Below are 15,513 nucleotides of genomic sequence, written 5' to 3'. Positions count from 1 at the left end.
GGGGGATGGGGGCTAGCCTTTGACGGCCGCGCCGAGGTCGGTGGCCTTGAAGAAGCGCTGGAAGACGACGAACAGGATGACGACGGGGAACGCGAGCGCCGTGGCGCCGGCGAGGATCGCGCCGTTCGGGTTGGCCGTGGACTGCGCCACGTTGGAGATGTAGTTCGCGAGTGAGACGGCCAGAGGCTGCAGACTCGCATCCTTCGTGATGAGGAAGGGCCAGAGGAATTCGTTCCAGGGGCCGATGAAGGTGACCAGCACGACCGTCACCAGCACGGGGCGGATGAGCGGGATCGCGACGGATGTCAGCAGGCGGATCTCGCCCGCACCGTCGATCCGCGCCGCTTCGAAGATCTCCACCGGCAGCGCCTTGAAGAACTGTACGAAGATGAACACTGCCGTGGTGTTGATCAGGAACGGCAGGATCATGCCCATGTACGAGTCGCCGAGGCCGTAGTTGCGGGTGATCTGCACGTAGAGGGGGATCATCAGCAGCTGGAACGGCACCATCTGCACGAGCAGCATCAGCACCCAGATCACGCCTCGGCCGCGGAAGTCGAGGCGGGCGATCGCGTAGCCGGCGAGCAGCCCGAACACGACGGTTCCCAGCAGCACGCCCGCCGTGAAGATCAGCGAGTTCAGCAGCGAGCCGACCAGGTCGATGCGCGAGTCGATCGCGACGAAGTTGTCGACAGTCCACCCGCTCGTCGGGAACAGTTCGCTCGGGGAGTTCGTCGGACTCTCCTGGAACGCCCCCACGATCATGAAGTAGAAGGGGAAGGCGAATCCGATGGCCGCGATCGTGAGCAGGATGATGCTCAGGATGCGGGGCAGTGAACGCTTCTTTCGCATCATCGCTCCCTGGTCGCGCGGTTGGCCGCCAGCGAGAGCATGCCGACGAGGATCACGAGGATCATGCCGATGGCCGCTGCGGTGTCGGGGTTCTGCTGCTGGATGCCCAGTTGGTAGATCAGCAGGACCGGGGTGGTCGAGGCGCCGTCAGGGCCGCCGCCGTTGGTGAGCAGGTACGGCTCGGTGAAGAGGTTCGCGCCGGTGATGATCGACAGGATCAGCACGAGGGTCGTGGCGCTTCGCACGCCGGGGATCGTGACGTGTCGGAAGCGCGAGAGCACTCCGGCACCGTCGGTCTCGGCCGACTCGTACAGCTCCTTCGGCACGTTCTGCAGCGCGGCCAGATACAGCAGGATGTAGAACCCGAGCTGCTTCCAGGTCACGTAGAACGCGATCATCGGCATCGCGAGTCCGCTGTTCACGAGCCACGACGGATCGGGGGCGAGCGGGCCGAGGATCGTGTTGATCAGCCCGTTGCCCGAGAACAGCAGCATCCACACGCCCACGAGCGAGACGCTCGCGGTCAGATACGGCACATAGAACGCGACCCGGTACGCCGCGACCCACCGGATGCCGGTGTTCAGGGCCGCCGCGAGCACGAGGGAGAGCACGGCCGTGAGGGGCACGTTGATGACCAGGAAGATCAGGGTGTTGCGGAAGGACCCGAGCACCCGCGGGTCGGTGAGCACCGTGACGAAGTTGTCGAAGCCCACGAACGGGCGATCGACCTCGGTGCCCGGAGCCGTGAAGAAGTAGTCGTGGAAGGCGATGTAGACCGCGAACGCAAGGGGATACGCGAAGATCGCGATCACGAACACGAAGTACGGGAGCGCGAACAGCCCGCCGATCGGTTGCGCACCCAGCCAGCGGGTGCGGGGCCGCATCTCATCGGTCACGGTGTCACTCGGCGACGAGCGCGTCGATCTTCTTCGCCGCGTTCCCGAGGAAGTCGTCGATCGACTCCTTGTCGAAGATCACGGCGGAGGAGTACTCGTCGCGGAACGCCTGCCACGCCTCGACGGAGTTGGGGATGCTGGGCACGTCGGCGGTCTTCTCAGCCTGCTCGGCGAAGGCCACGTAGTTCGGGTTCGCAGCGAAGTAGTCGCCGTAGGTGTCGGTGAGTCCGGTGCGCATCGGCATCTGCCCCGTGGCCTCGAGCAGCTGGCCGTCGCTGTCCTCGCTGGTGGAGAACTTCAGGAACTCCCACGCGGTGCCCTGGTTCTTGCAGGCCGTGAACATCGACACGCTCTTCGAGTCGGCGAAGGTCGTCGGAGTCTCTCGGCCGTCGCTGGTGGGCACCGGCATGAAGCCTACGTCGACGGTGTCGGCGTAGGAGGGGATCGCCCAGGGGCCGGCGAGCTGCATGGCAGTGGTACCTGCCGACATCGCGTCGTCGGTCGACGCCTCGTTCGGCGACAGCTTCTCGTCGTAGAAGGTCTTCCAGAACTCCGAGACGGTGCGCCCGGCATCCGAGTCGAACGTGGACTTGCCGTCTTCGACGAGCATCGTGCCGTCGGTCTCGGCCAGGTACAGCGGATAGAAGTCGAACCACGGCTGGTAGAACTCGCTCGTCGGCGCCGGCCAGATCGCACTCTGCACGCCGGAGGCGACGATCGCGCGCGACCCCTCGAGGAACGCGTCGTACGTGTTCATCTGCGGGTCTTCTGGGGCGATCCCTGCGGCCTGGAAGAGCGCCTTGTTGTACATGACCATCACGGGGTTCGACTTCCACGGGAGCTGGTAGAAGCTGCCGTCGCTCGCGTAGGCGTCGACCTCTCCACCGCGCTCGGTGATGTAGTCGCTGCCGCCGTCGATCTTGCTGAGGTCGACGAGTCCGCCCTGCTTGACCCAGCCCGAGACCGCGGCCGGGGCCACGTTGTAGACGAGGCAGGGAGCCGTGCCGGCGGTGATCGCGGCGGTGATCGCCTCTTCCGAAGAGGAGCCGGCGGGGATCTCCTGCGCCTTGACCTTCTCGTCGGGGTGCTCGTCGTTCCAGGCCTTGGCCACGGCGGTGCCCCAGGCGAGTTCCTGTTCGTTGTTGGAGAGCCAGATGCTGATGGGGCCGGTGCCGTCGGCTGAGCTTTCGCCGCCGCCTCCGGCCGAGCATCCGGTGGCGATGAGAGCGGTGGCGCCGATCAAGGCGATTGCGCGGAGCTTCTTCATGGTGTCCTCCTTGACACTGCGGGTGGTGACGCTGCGGGTGGTGACGCTGCGGTGGTGATGCTGCGGTGGTGATGCTGCGGTGATACGGATGTCTACTAGCTGGTGCTCTCCCGGAAGTGCACGACGTTGCAGTCGACGATCTCGGTGCGCGGCCGCGCCCCGAGGATGTCTGCCCGCAGGAGGCGGGCGGCGGCGCGGCCTCGGGCCGCGGGGTCGGATGAGACGCTGGTCAGCGCCGGAGACAGGTGGGCGGAGAGGTGGTCGTCGTCGAAGCCCGAGATCGCGAGGTCCTGCGGGATCGAGAGGCCCTGGGAACGGGCGTAGGAGAGCCCGGCGATGGCCATGGTGTCGTTCGAGTAGAGGATCGCAGTCGGGCGGTCGGGCAGGGCGAGGAGCTCGGCGGTGCGGGTGCGCCCGCTCGCGGCGGTGAAGTCGCCCTCGCGGAGCAGCTCGTCGTCGCCGATCGCCGCGACATAGGCGTCTGCACGCGCTTTCGAGTGCACGTATTCGAGCGGCCCGGAGATGTGGGCGATGCGCTCGTGCCCGGCGGCCCGGAGGTGCGCGATGATCTCGCGGACCGGGGCGGTGTCGTCGGTTCGCACACACGAGAACCCGGTCGGCTGGTCATAGGCGCCCACCAGCACGGTGGGCAGTCCGAGGTCGTCTAGGAAGGGCACACGCCAGTCGTCGGTGCGCAGGTCGAGCAGGAGGGCGCCGTCGGCGCGGCCGTGGGTGAGCGTGCGGTAGGCCCGTTCCTCGGCGTCGCGGTCGGGGACGACCTGGAGCAGGAGTGCCGTCTCGGTCTCGGCGAGCACCGACTCGACGCCGGCGATGAAGGCCGGGAAGAAGGAATCGTTCGCGATGACCTGGGGGTCGCGGGCCAGCACCACGGCGACCGCGTTGGCTCGACGGGTGGCGAGTGCCCGTGCGCTCTGGCTCGGCGCCCAGTTCAGCTTCTCGGCCGCTGCGAGGACCTTCGCCTTCGTCTCGTCGGAGATCGGGCGGTTGCCGCTCAGGGCGTGCGAGACCGTGGCCTTCGTGACGCCTGCTTCGCGAGCGACATCGGCGATGGTCGTGCGGCTCATGCCACCTCCTCGTGGATTCCGGACGCTCCGATGCGCTCATCGGTGAACCGGTTTGATGAGTGTAAACCGGTTTGATTTCGGAAGTCAACGGTACGACCGCGGTGCGACGACGCTCGGCGAGCGCGGGCTCAGACGAAGCGGACGGTCTGCTGCAGGCGGGTGCGCACGTCGAAGAGCTCGTTGCCCCCGATCGCCCGCGCCTGCGGCACACCCTGACGCAGCACCATCGCGAGAGCGCTGCGTCGCACCACGACGACCGGAATTCCGCGGCTCGTGCCGAGCGGCGTGACGGCTTGGGCGAGGTCGTCGTCGGGCAGCACGATGATCGCCCCGCCGAAGCGCACGCGCGCGGCCTTCGCGACGGTGCGCATCCGACGCAGAGCAGCGGTGACCGGCGCGCGGGTGCCCAGACTCGGGCCGGTGATCTCGCCGCGGCGGAAGCCCACGACACCCCCGAAGTCTTCCGACATCACGCCGTACAGTCCGGACGGGCCGAGCACCACATGGTCGAGTTTGTCGTCGGCATCCGCTCCCACCGCGACGTCGTGCCACACCGTGAAGCCCATGCCGAGGTCGGAGACCGTGCGGGCCGTGGCCTCCTCCGCCAGCGCGTCGGCGAGCATCCGCCGCAGGTCACGCGGAGCCGAGCGCACGAGCGCGGGGTCATACGGATCGGGGACCTCGACGCCGCGGCCGGCCCATTCGCGAATGAGCACGAGGTAGCGTTCACGGCGCCAGCCGCCGGGGTGCCCGTAGGACCGGGCGCGGGGACGGGTGTCGGTGCGGGCGGCGGGCGGGCGCCATCCGCTCCACTCGGTCCCGGGCTCGGCGGCCGTCGCTCCTGCCACACCGGAGCGGCGGTCGTAGGCGGCGCGGCTCTCGACGGTGCCGACCAGCTCCCACGCGCGCTGCACCTGGATGAACATCGCCGCATCTCCACCGGTATCGGGGTGCGTCTGCCGGAGGCGGAGGCGATAGGCGCGGCGCAACTCGACGTCGTCGACCGTGGGGTCGACGTCGAGGATCTCGTAGGCCGAAGCCGAGAGCGGACTGTCGAACATCGCTCTCCCTCCGCGACCGCGGCATCCAGGATATCCGGCGGCCGTTGTGGTTCTCCCGATGCCGGGGGGGTCAGGCGGGCACGTCGACGATGCGCTCCACGCCGAGAACGGGTGCGATCCCGCCGCCCGATGCGGCGGCGAGGTCGTCCGCGAGGTGCGCGAGCTCCGGCTCCGGTGCCCACAGCTCGAGCGTGGCTGTCGCCGCGTAGGTCGGCTCGCCGAGCGTCGCGCCGTGATGCGCCGCCCATTCGCGCAGCAGGTTGTCGTAGCGGCCGGCGTCGGCGTGCGGAACCTCGAACGTCACCTGGCGCAATGCCGCCCGCCGCACGAGCGCGGCCAGGTCGAGTGCCTCCGACACCGCTGACGAGTAGGCACGCACCAGGCCACCCGCTCCGAGCTTCACCCCGCCGAAGTACCGTGTCACGACCGCGACCACGTCGGTCAGTCCGCGCCGACGCAGCACCTCGAGCATCGGGATGCCCGCGGTGCCGGACGGTTCGCCGTCATCCGACGACCGCGCCTGCTCGCCGAGCAGACCCGTCACCATCGCCGTGCAGTTGTGGTTGGCATCCCACGCCTTCTTGCGGATGCCGGCGATCACGGCCTCGGCCTGCTCGACCGAGGTGACGGGCTCGATCCGCGTGAGGAAGCGTGACTTGCGGATGACGGTCTCATGCTCGACGGCAGACGCGATGGTCGCGGGGTAGCTGCGGGCGGCGGTCACCCGCCTCACGATACCGATGCCGCGGGAGGCTCAACCATCGACGAACGCCATCTGCTGCGGGTTGTAGCGGTCACCGCTCACGCCGATGCGTGTCGCGAGGGCAGTGAGGTCGGCGACCTCGTCGGCCGAGAGTGCGACGGCCGTGCTCGCGGCGTTCTCCGCGATGCGGGTGGTGCGCCGGGTGCCGGGGATCGGCACGATCCACGGCTGCTGGGCGAGCAGCCAGGCCAGCGCGATCTGGCCGGCCGTGGCGTCCTTGGCGGCGGCCAACTGCGCGACATGCGCCACGAGCGCCTGGTTCGCGGCCCGGTTCTCTGCCGTGAAGCGCGGAATCGTGGCGCGGATGTCGCCGGCCGCGAAGTCGGACGCGGTGTCGACGGTGCCGGTCAGGAAACCTTTGCCGAGCGGGCTGAACGGCACGAATCCGATGCCGAGTTCGGCGAGCACCGGCAGGATCTCCGCCTCGGGGTCGCGGGTCCACAGGGAGTATTCGCTCTGCAGCGCGGTGACGGGATGTACGGCGTGCGCGCGGCGGATCGTCTCGGCCGACGCCTCGGAGAGCCCGAAGTGGCGCACCTTCCCCTCGGCGATCAGCTCGCCGACCGTGCCGGCGACGTCCTCGATCGGCACATCGGGATCGACACGGTGCTGGTAGAAGAGGTCGATCACATCGGAGCGCAGACTCCGCAGCGATGCCTCGGCCACCCGGCGGATCTGCTCGGGTCGACTGTTCAGGCCGACGCTCTTGCCGTCCTGGATATCCCACCCGAACTTCGTCGCGAGCACGACCCGGTCGCGGATGGGCTCGAGTGCCTCGCCCACGAGCTCCTCGTTCACATACGGTCCGTACACCTCGGCGGTGTCGAAGAAGTCGACGCCGTGATCGACCGCCGAGCGCAGCACCGCGATCATGTCGTCGCGGGTACCCGGATTGGGGCCGTAGCTCTGTGACATGCCCATGCAGCCGAGTCCGACCGCCGAGACCTGAAGGCCCTGTCCGAGAGTGCGCGTGTGCATGAGTGGTCCTTTCGTCGCGGCCGCGGACGGATCGGCGGCCTGGACCCGACGCTACGCGCACGTGCGGCGACGGGGGAGGGTCTGGTGGAACCCCGTTGACGGGAGCCCCTCTCTCGGCAGGAGGCCGCTGCCGGACCCTCCTGCGCGCCGCGCGGATCCATCGAAGGGTGGAGACCCGTCTCCGCCCCCTGCGCGATCCGGTCGAGGATGAGGGCGGCTGGACTGGAGTCATGCTCCGCACCCTCCGCTCCCTTCCGCTGTGGCTCACCTCTCGTCGCGGGGGATGGATCTCCCTGCTGATCGCGGCGGTCGCGTTCACCGCCCTCCTCGGCGCGCTCGGACGGGCATCGGTCCCGGCAGGCAACGACGTGGCTCCGCCGGATTCCGAATCCGCGCAGGCCGCGCTCCTCGCCGAGCAGTTCCCCGACGCGGACGAGCACACGGTACTGCTGGTCGCCTCCCGTGACGACGACGCGCAGCTCAGCGATGCCGACCTCGCCGCCCTCGGTGCGCTCTCGGGCGAAGTCGAAGCGGAGACCGGGCACGCACCCCACGGTCCGATCGTCAGCGACGACGGCGAGGCCGCGGTGATCCAGGCGACGCTGACGGTGGACGACGACGCCGCCGCTGAGGCCGTGCACGGTCTGCGCGACACCGTGGCCGAGCACCCCCTCGACGGGATGCACGTGCAGGTCACGGGCGGGCCCGCGTTCGGTGTGGACGTCGCCTCCGCGTTCGACGGCGCAGACTTCACGCTGTTGATGGTGACCCTCGGGATCGTGGCCCTGCTGCTCATCGTCACGTACCGCTCGCCCGTGCTGTGGATGATCCCCCTCATCGTGGTCGCCCTCGCCGATCAGCTGGCCAACAAGGCGACCGCGGCGATCGGCGCCGGGCTCGGGCTGCAGTTCGACTCCGGGATCGTGAGCGTGCTCGTCTTCGGTGCCGGAACGAACTACGCCCTCCTGCTCATCTCGCGCTACCGCGAAGAACTCGCCCGCGAGACCGATCATCGCCGCGCCCTGGTCGCCGCCTGGCGTGCCACCGCCCCCGCGATCGTCGCCTCGAACGTCACCGTGGTCCTGGCGCTGTCGACTCTCGCCCTCGCGGTGATCCCGGGAACGCGCGGGCTCGGCATCGCCTCTGCCGTGGGCCTGCTGATCGCGCTCGCCGCCGTGCTCCTGGTGCTGCCACCGGCGCTCGCCGTGTGCGGCCGTCGACTGTTCTGGCCGTTCGCGCCGCGCGTGGGCGATGTCGCGGCCACGGGCCGCGTGTGGGGTGCGGTGGCTCACCGCGTCTCCCGGCGCCCGTGGGTGCCGCTGGTCGGCGGACTCGCGCTGCTCGGCGTTCTCGCCGGTGGGCTCGCCGGAGCGTCCGTCGGGCTCACCCAGGTCGAGAAGTTCCGTGTCGTGTCCGAGTCGGCCGCAGGTCTCACGGTGCTCGGCGATCACTTCCCGGCCGGGGAGGCGCAGCCGATGATCGTGATCGGCGATACGGCGGAGGCCGATGCGCTGGTCGCCGCGATCGACGACGTGCCGGGTGTGCTCCGGGTATCGGCGACCGGGGAGAGCAGCGACGGAGCGCTCACCCGTCTGCTCGTCGTCGGTGAGCCGGCGCCCGGAACGCCCGCGAGCCTCGACCTGGTGAGCGCGGTACGAGAGGCCGTGCAGACGGTGCCGGATGCCGACGCCGTGGTGGGCGGCCCGGTGGCGGCGGATCTCGATGCGCGCGAAGGCAATCGGCGCGACCTGCTGCTGGTCGTCCCGCTCGTCCTCGCCGTCAGTCTGCTCGTGCTGATCGTGCTGCTGCGCTCCCTGGTGGCGCCGGTGCTGCTGCTCGCGGTGAACATCCTCAGCGCGGTCGCGGCCATCGGTGCCGGCACGTGGCTGAGCAGGGTCGTGTTCGGGTGGGACGCGCTCGACCTCCAGGTGCCCCTGTTGTCGTTCCTGTTCCTGGTCGCGCTCGGGATCGACTACACGATCTTCCTCGTCCATCGCGCGCGCACTGAGGCACGGACGGTCGGCACGCGGCAGGGGATGGTGCGCGCCCTCACCGCGACGGGCGGCGTGATCACGAGCGCCGGTGTCGTGCTCGCGGCCGTGTTCGCCGCGCTGGGCTTGCTGCCCCTCGTCACGCTCGGGCAGATCGGCCTCATCGTCGGGATCGGCGTGCTCGTCGACACCTTCGTCGTGCGCACCCTGGTGGTCCCGGCGATCTTCGCGATCGTCGGCGAGCGGATGTGGTGGCCGCGGAAGGCCGGGGGTGCGGGATCCCGCGGGGATCGACACGCGGATCGACACGGAGACCGGCCGCACGGGGGAGAATACGAAGATGCCGCAGTCGCCATCTCCGCAGACGCGGACTGAGCGTTCCGGCCGCGTCGATTCCGCGGCCGGGATCCGCGCGCCGCGCACGTGGGCGAGCCTGGTCGGTTCCATCCGGATCGGTCAGGCCGTCATCACGGTCGTGCTGCTCGTGGTCGGTGCGTGGCGCGCCGCGGCGGACGGTGTGCCGCTGCCGTGGGTCCTCGCCCTCTCGCTCGTCTTCCTCGGCTGGTACGGCGGCGGTCTGCTGCTCGGCGAACGCACCGCCGACCGTCGCCTCGCGACCTGGTGGCTGCTCGGGCTGACCCTCATCTGGCTCGGCGCGGTCGTGGTCTCGCCGGAGTTCGTGTGGCTCGCCTTCCCGCTGTGGCTGCTCGCCGGATTCGTGATGCGCCTGCGGTGGGCGCTGCTGCTCAGCGTCGTGGTCCTCGCCGTGGTGGTGACCGCTCCGCTGCTGCACACCGGCACCACGACCTATGCGAACGTGATCGGTCCCCTCGTGGGCGGCGTCTTCGCGCTGGGGATCTCGCGCGGGTACCTCGAGCTCGTCCGCGACGGGCGCGAGCGCCGTCGGCTGATCGCCTCGCTGGTTGCGACCCAGGAGGAGATGGCAGCCCTGCAGGACGAGCTCGCCCGCACCCAGCGCGAGTCGGGGGCGACGGCCGAGCGCACCCGGGTGTCGCGCGACATCCACGACACCGTCGCGCAGAGCGTGTCGTCGATCGGGATGCTCGCGCGTTCGGCCCTGGAGGTCGACGATCCGTCGCAGCGCACGCGCGCTCTCGAGCAGATCGGCGCCCTGGCTGCGGAGGGGATGGCGGATGCTCGGCGCATCGTGAACGCCCTGGCGCCGGCGGAGCTGGAGTCGACGGCGCTCGGCGACGCCCTCGCCCGGATGCTGGAGCGCCTCACCGAGGAGACCGGGATCGAGGCCGCTCTGCACGCCGACGACGACCTGCCGTCGCTCGGCATCGATGCCGAGGTGGCCCTGCTGCGGACGGCGCAGTCGGCCCTCGCGAACGTCCGCTCCCACGCATCGGCCTCCCGTGTCGTGGTCACCCTGGCCGATGCCGGCGATGCGGTGCGCCTCGACATCGTCGACGACGGGATCGGGTTCGACGCCCGGCACTGGGACGCCCAGGGCGGCGTCGGCAGCCGCGGCGGCGGCTACGGACTGCGTTCGATGCGCGCGCGCCTGCGGGAGCTCGGCGGAGGGCTCGATGTGGAGAGCGCCCCGGGCGACGGCACCGCGCTCTCGGCGCACATCCCTCTGGGCCGCGCCGCTCAGGGGCGACGGAACGGAGAACAGGGATGACCCCGGTGCGCGTGCTGCTCGTCGATGACCATCCCATCGTCCGCGCCGGTGTGCGCTCGCTGTTCGACCATCGTGACGACGTCGAGGTGGTCGGTGAGGCGGCGTCCGGAGAAGAGGCGCTCGCTCTCGCTCGGCACCTGCATCCCGATGTCGTGCTGTGCGACCTGCGGCTCGGTGAGGGCATGGACGGCGTGCAGACGACCGCCGCCCTGCGCACGCAGGATCCGGCCCCGGCCGTCCTGATCCTCACGACATTCGATCGCGACGCCGAGATCCTCGGTGCGATCGAGGCGGGAGCGGCGGGGTACCTGCTCAAGGATGTCGCCCCCGACGAGATCGTGCGTGCGATCCGGCAGGCCGCATCCGGCGGACTCGTGCTCAGCCCGGAGCTCAGTGAGCGGGTGGTGCAGGTCATGCGCGCGCCGCGGGTGCGGCTGACGGGCCGTGAGCTGGAGGTGCTCCGGCTGCTCGACACCGGGGCGTCGAACCGCGAGATCGCCAAGACGCTGTTCGTGACGGAGGCCACCGTCAAGACCCACCTCGTGCACGTGTTCGAGAAGCTCGGCGCCGACAACCGGGCGCGTGCCATCGCCATCGCACGCGAGTCCGGTCTGCTCTGAGTCCGGTCTGCTCCGAGTCCGGTCTGCTCCGAGTCGCCCGCTGGCGCGGGCCGCGTGTGCGGGGCCGGACCCTGTCAACCGTTCGATGGATCCCCGGAACGGCCGCGACGCCGAGGCTGGAATCAGACCGAAAGGATTCCCGATGCGCAGACTCTTCACCGCCGCGTTCGCCTCCATGATCGCGGGCGTCGCCTCCGGACTCTTCTACCGAGAGTTCACCAAGATCAACGGCTTCCCGGAGGGGGAGGCGACGCAGCTCGGGCTCGTGCACACGCACCTGCTCGTGCTGGGCTTCATCGTGCTGTTGATCGTCCTGCTCCTCGAGAAGGCGTTCGCGCTCTCCGAGAGCCGCCTGTTCGGCTGGTTCTTCTGGCTGTACAACGCGGGCCTGGTGCTCACGTCGGCCATGATGATCTGGCACGGCTGCCTCACGGTGCTCGGGCAGGAGTCGTCGAGCATGATCGCGGGCATCGCGGGGCTGGGCCACATCCTGCTCAGCGCCGGTATGGTGCTGCTGTTCCTCGCCTTGCGGAAGCGTCTGTTCGCGACGAAGCCCGCCGCCCCGGCCGCCGCCGCCCCGGCCGCCGCCGCCCCGGCCGTCTCGGCCTGACGGCGTTCACCACTCAGGAACGTCAGGGCCGGACAGCCGTGTCCCCGTGATCCGGTCCGGTGCCCGACGAAGTTCCTGAGTGGTGAACAGGAAGACCGCCCGAGGCCGGAGTCAGTCCGCCTCGACCGAGTCGTCGCGGAGGTGCGCGATGTGCGCCGCGTGCCGGGCCAGGTGGTTCGGGGAGCGGCGCACGAACAGCCAGGCCACGAGCAGCACGACGAACCAGATCGGCGTCACGAGCAGCGCGGTCAGCGTGTCGGGCTGGGTCGTGAGCGCCCACAGGATGAACACGAAGAACGCCAGCACCACGTAGACCATGAACACACCGCCGGGCAGCCGGAAGGTCGACGCGGCGACCTTGTCCTTGCGGGTGCGGCGGTACACGAGGTAGCTGCACAGGAAGATCGTCCAGACGAACATGAAGCACAGGGCCGAGACCGTGGTCACCATGTCGAACGCGGTGCCGATGTCCTTGCCCGCGTAGAGCAGCACGACGCCGGAGAGCAGCAGGATGCACGACAGGAACAGTGCGTTCTGCGGCACCCGGCGGCGCGAGAGGCGGGCGAACATGCGCGGGGCGTCGCCGTCCTGTGCGAGACCGAACACCATGCGCGAGGTCGAGTAGATGCCGGAGTTCGCGCTCGACATGGCGGAGGTCAGCACCACGAGGTTCACCACCGTCGCGGCGATGCCGAGTCCGGCGAGGGCGAACATCGCGATGAAGGGGCTCTCGCCGGCGACGTACTCGGTCCACGGGGTGACCGCCATCAGCACGATGAGCGCGCCCACGTAGAACAGCAGCACACGGATCGGGATCGCATTGATGGCCTTGGGCAGGTTGCGCTTCGGGTCCTTGGTCTCCGCCGCTGCGGTGCCCACGAGCTCGATGCCGACGAACGCGAACACCGCGATCTGGAAGCCCGCGACGAAACCCATGAATCCGTGCGGGAACATGCCGCCCTTGTCCCACAGGTTCGAGAAGCTCGCGGTGCCGGCGTCGTGTTGGAATCCGGTGAAGATCATCACGAGTCCGGTGATGATGAGCGCCACGATCGCGACGATCTTGATCAGCGCGAACCAGAACTCCATCTCGCCGAACGCGGCGACGGTCGGGAGATTCAGGGCGAGCAGGATGACGATCACCAGCACGCCGGGGATCCACAGGGGGATTCCGGGGATGAGCGCATCCGTGTATCCCGCGATCGCGATCACGTCGGCGACGCCGGTGACCACCCAGCAGAACCAGTAGGTCCACCCCGTGAAGAAGCCCGCCCACGGGCCGAGCAGGTCGCTCGCGAAGTCGCTGAACGACTTGTACTTCAGGTTCGACAGCAGCAGCTCGCCCATCGCCCTCATGACGAAGAACAGCATGAAGCCGATGATCATGTAGACGAAGATCACCGAGGGGCCCGCGACCGAGATGGTCTTGCCGCTGCCCATGAACAGCCCGGTGCCGATGGCCCCGCCGATCGCGAGCAGTTGGATGTGGCGGTTGCTCAGCGCTCGCCGCAGATGCTGTTCCTCTCCGTCCGCGGCGGTGTCGCGCTCGCGTCCGGTTCCCCCCGTGTGCTGCTTCGTCACTTTCTTCCTCCGGTCCTCGTCGACGGTTGCCGTCCGACGGTACCTGGAGGAGGGGCCCAGTCCAGAATCGAGTTCCGGTCTTCCGGCCCGCCGAATCGATTCGATAAGCTGGTGGCACCCCCGATCATCCCCTCAGTTCTGCGAGCCGCTCCTTCATGGCCACCTCCCTCACCACGGGCCGTCCGTGGCGCGTCATCCTTGCCTTCTCCATCCCGCTCCTGCTCGGCAACGTGGTGCAGCAGCTGTACCAGTTCGCCGACGCCATCGTCGTCGGCCGGCATCTCGGCGTCACCTCGCTCGCCGCCGTCGGAGCGACCGGCAGCCTGCTGTTCCTGCTGCTCGGGTTCGCCTGGGGGCTGACGAGCGGTTTCGCGATCCCGATCGCCCAGGCATTCGGCGCGAGGAACGACGCGGCCGTGCGCCGATCGGTCGCGACCGGCGTACTGCTCAGCGCCATCACGAGCGTCATCCTGACCGTGGGCGCGCCCCTCCTCGCCGGCCCGATCCTGTCGCTGCTGCAGACGCCGCCCGAGCTGATGGCCGAGGCGACGATCTTCACGCAGATCAGCTTCCTCGGCGCGAGCGCGACGATGTTCTTCAACTACCTGTCCGCGATCATCCGTGCGATCGGCGACTCGAAGACGCCGCTGGTGTTCCTGACCGTGTCGTGTGCGCTCAACGTCGGCCTCGTCGTGCTGATGGTCGGGCCCCTCGAATGGGGAGTGGGGGGAGCTGCGCTCGCCACGGTCGTCGCTCAGGCCGTCTCGGTGGCGCTGTGCCTGGAGTTCGTGCGTCGGCGCCTGCCGATGCTGCACCTGCGCCGAGCCGACTGGCGCATCACCCGTGACGACATCGCCGAGCACCTGCGACTCGGCCTGCCGATGGGGTTCCAGGCGTCGATCATCGCGATCGGCACGCTCACGGTGCAGGTCGCGTTGAACACCCTCGGCGCCGACGCGGTCGCGGCCTACACCACGGGCTCGCGCGTCGACAGCCTCGCGGTCGCGCTGCTGTCTTCTCTCGGCCTCGCCGTCTCGATGTACGCGGCGCAGAACCACGGCGGTCGTCGGCCCGACCGCATCCGTCGCGGTGTGGTCGAGGCGACCTGGATGGCGGTCGCCGCCGGTGTGGTCCTCGGTGCCCTGCTGGTCGCATTCGGCGCCCCGATGGTGCGCCTGTTCATCGGCGAAGGATCCGACGTCGTCGTCGACGACGCGCATCGGATGCTCATCATCAACGGCTGCGGGTACTGGGCGCTCGGCATGCTGTTCGTGCTGCGCGGCGCTCTTCAGGGACTCGGTCACACGCTCGTGCCCACCGTGACCGGCGTGATCGAGCTCGTGATGCGCGTGGGCGCGGCGATCGTGCTGGGGGCATGGATCGGATTCGACGGTGTCGCGTTGAGCAACCCGCTCGCCTGGCTCGGAGCGATCGTGCTGCTCGTCCCCGCGTACATCCGCGCCCACCGCGCTCTCGGACGGCTGCCCATCGACCCCGCGGAGGCGACGGAGACCTCGGCCATCGCGATCGTCGGACCGACCGACGGGTCGATGGTCGTGGACGCGGTCGTCACCCAGCCGGTGCGGGTCGTGCGGGCGCGCCGCCTGCGGTGGCCACGTCGTCGCTGACAGCCGCGCCGCTGTCTTTCCGACTGTGCCGGTCCGTACAGATATCCGCCTTCAGGATGATGCGAGTCGCACTTGAGGCGGATGCCCATTCCGGGGGACACTTCTAATGTCGAATGAGTGGAGTAACCACTGACGGGGGGTCGTCATGACGACATTGAGAATGGCCAGTGATCTGGCTGCGGTGATGGTGCCGATCGGTTACGTGGGTGCGGCGCTCGCCGTCATCTTCGCGATCGTCGCGGCGGTCGCGATCGTCCGGGGTTCCGGTGGGCTCGCCGGGGGCGCGGTGGGTCTGTGGATCGTGGGCGCGCTGATGAGCTTCGCGGCGTCCTTCGCGCGCGAGTGGACGCCGCTGATCGTGGCATGCGCGGCGCTGGCGGCGATGCTGATCGTCGGGAGCGTCGTGCGCGCGATCGTGAATGCGGCCGGGGTGGAACGTGCCGACCGCGCGGTCGAGGAGCTGCCGAAGGCGGTTCCCGCGTCGAAGACGCCCGTCACGGCGACGTCGAAGACGCCCGTCGCAGCGACGTCGA

At 69.4% G+C, this 15,513-nt stretch carries 14 protein-coding genes; 6 read left to right on the top strand and 8 right to left on the bottom strand.

The window, feature by feature from the left end:
• Positions 1-12: 12 nt before the first annotated feature.
• From GZ64_RS0117290 to GZ64_RS0117260, 7 genes are all read right to left on the bottom strand, one after another.
• Entirely contained in the window at positions 13-855 is an 843-nt protein-coding gene (locus GZ64_RS0117290) for a carbohydrate ABC transporter permease (protein ID WP_081859796.1), read from the bottom strand.
• Positions 852-1,736: a carbohydrate ABC transporter permease gene (locus tag GZ64_RS0117285; protein ID WP_029260676.1), complete on the bottom strand. Its 885-nt coding sequence runs from the start codon at positions 1,734-1,736 to the stop codon at positions 852-854. Before GZ64_RS0117285 ends, GZ64_RS0117290 begins: the two co-directional genes overlap by 4 nt.
• Positions 1,737-1,752: 16 nt before the next feature.
• Positions 1,753-3,015, bottom strand: coding sequence for an ABC transporter substrate-binding protein (locus GZ64_RS0117280; RefSeq protein WP_029267918.1), 1,263 nt, complete (start codon positions 3,013-3,015; stop codon positions 1,753-1,755).
• A 95-nt stretch (positions 3,016-3,110) separates the two neighbouring features.
• Complete coding sequence (locus GZ64_RS0117275; protein ID WP_029267915.1) at positions 3,111-4,100, bottom strand: LacI family DNA-binding transcriptional regulator; 990 nt, start codon at positions 4,098-4,100, stop codon at positions 3,111-3,113.
• 128 nt (positions 4,101-4,228) lie between these two features.
• Complete coding sequence (locus GZ64_RS0117270; protein ID WP_029260673.1) at positions 4,229-5,161, bottom strand: DnaJ domain-containing protein; 933 nt, start codon at positions 5,159-5,161, stop codon at positions 4,229-4,231.
• 70 nt (positions 5,162-5,231) lie between these two features.
• Positions 5,232-5,885 carry an IMPACT family protein gene (locus GZ64_RS0117265; protein WP_029260672.1) on the bottom strand — a complete coding sequence of 218 codons (654 nt, stop codon included), beginning with the start codon at positions 5,883-5,885 and terminating at the stop codon, positions 5,232-5,234.
• A gap of 30 nt (positions 5,886-5,915) precedes the next feature.
• Complete coding sequence (locus GZ64_RS0117260; RefSeq protein WP_029260671.1) at positions 5,916-6,902, bottom strand: aldo/keto reductase; 987 nt, start codon at positions 6,900-6,902, stop codon at positions 5,916-5,918.
• 230 nt (positions 6,903-7,132) lie between these two features.
• On the opposite strand from GZ64_RS0117260, the gene GZ64_RS0117255 reads away from it, so the two are divergent.
• The 4 genes from GZ64_RS0117255 (at position 7,133) to GZ64_RS0117240 (ending at position 11,771) form a co-directional block, all read left to right on the top strand.
• Positions 7,133-9,268, top strand: coding sequence for an MMPL family transporter (locus GZ64_RS0117255; protein ID WP_029267913.1), 2,136 nt, complete (start codon positions 7,133-7,135; stop codon positions 9,266-9,268).
• Positions 9,234-10,541, top strand: a complete 1,308-nt coding sequence (locus GZ64_RS0117250; protein ID WP_029260669.1) for a sensor histidine kinase — start codon at positions 9,234-9,236, stop codon at positions 10,539-10,541. The genes GZ64_RS0117255 and GZ64_RS0117250 overlap by 35 nt, the downstream gene beginning before the upstream one ends.
• Positions 10,538-11,161 carry a response regulator gene (locus GZ64_RS0117245; RefSeq protein WP_029260668.1) on the top strand — a complete coding sequence of 208 codons (624 nt, stop codon included), beginning with the start codon at positions 10,538-10,540 and terminating at the stop codon, positions 11,159-11,161. The genes GZ64_RS0117250 and GZ64_RS0117245 overlap by 4 nt, the downstream gene beginning before the upstream one ends.
• A gap of 142 nt (positions 11,162-11,303) precedes the next feature.
• The gene (locus GZ64_RS0117240; RefSeq protein WP_029267911.1) at positions 11,304-11,771 is read left to right on the top strand and encodes a DUF2871 domain-containing protein; all 468 of its coding nucleotides are present in this window, start codon (positions 11,304-11,306) and stop codon (positions 11,769-11,771) included.
• A gap of 111 nt (positions 11,772-11,882) precedes the next feature.
• Here the strand turns inward: GZ64_RS0117240 and cycA are convergent, their stop codons facing one another.
• Entirely contained in the window at positions 11,883-13,352 is a 1,470-nt protein-coding gene (gene cycA, locus GZ64_RS0117235; protein ID WP_029260666.1) for a D-serine/D-alanine/glycine transporter, read from the bottom strand.
• Between the two features lie 155 nt (positions 13,353-13,507).
• On the opposite strand from cycA, the gene GZ64_RS0117230 reads away from it, so the two are divergent.
• Positions 13,508-14,980 carry an MATE family efflux transporter gene (locus tag GZ64_RS0117230; RefSeq protein ID WP_029260665.1) on the top strand — a complete coding sequence of 491 codons (1,473 nt, stop codon included), beginning with the start codon at positions 13,508-13,510 and terminating at the stop codon, positions 14,978-14,980.
• Between the two features lie 145 nt (positions 14,981-15,125).
• Positions 15,126-15,513 (top strand): hypothetical protein (locus tag GZ64_RS19245; RefSeq protein WP_197020543.1); only part of this gene is annotated, 388 nt, incomplete at its 3' end.

Source organism: Microbacterium sp. Cr-K32 (assembly GCF_000708345.1).
Taxonomy (GTDB): domain Bacteria; phylum Actinomycetota; class Actinomycetes; order Actinomycetales; family Microbacteriaceae; genus Microbacterium; species Microbacterium maritypicum_A.
Note: the sequence above shows the minus strand (reverse complement) of the source record. Positions and strands in the feature narration are given on the sequence as shown.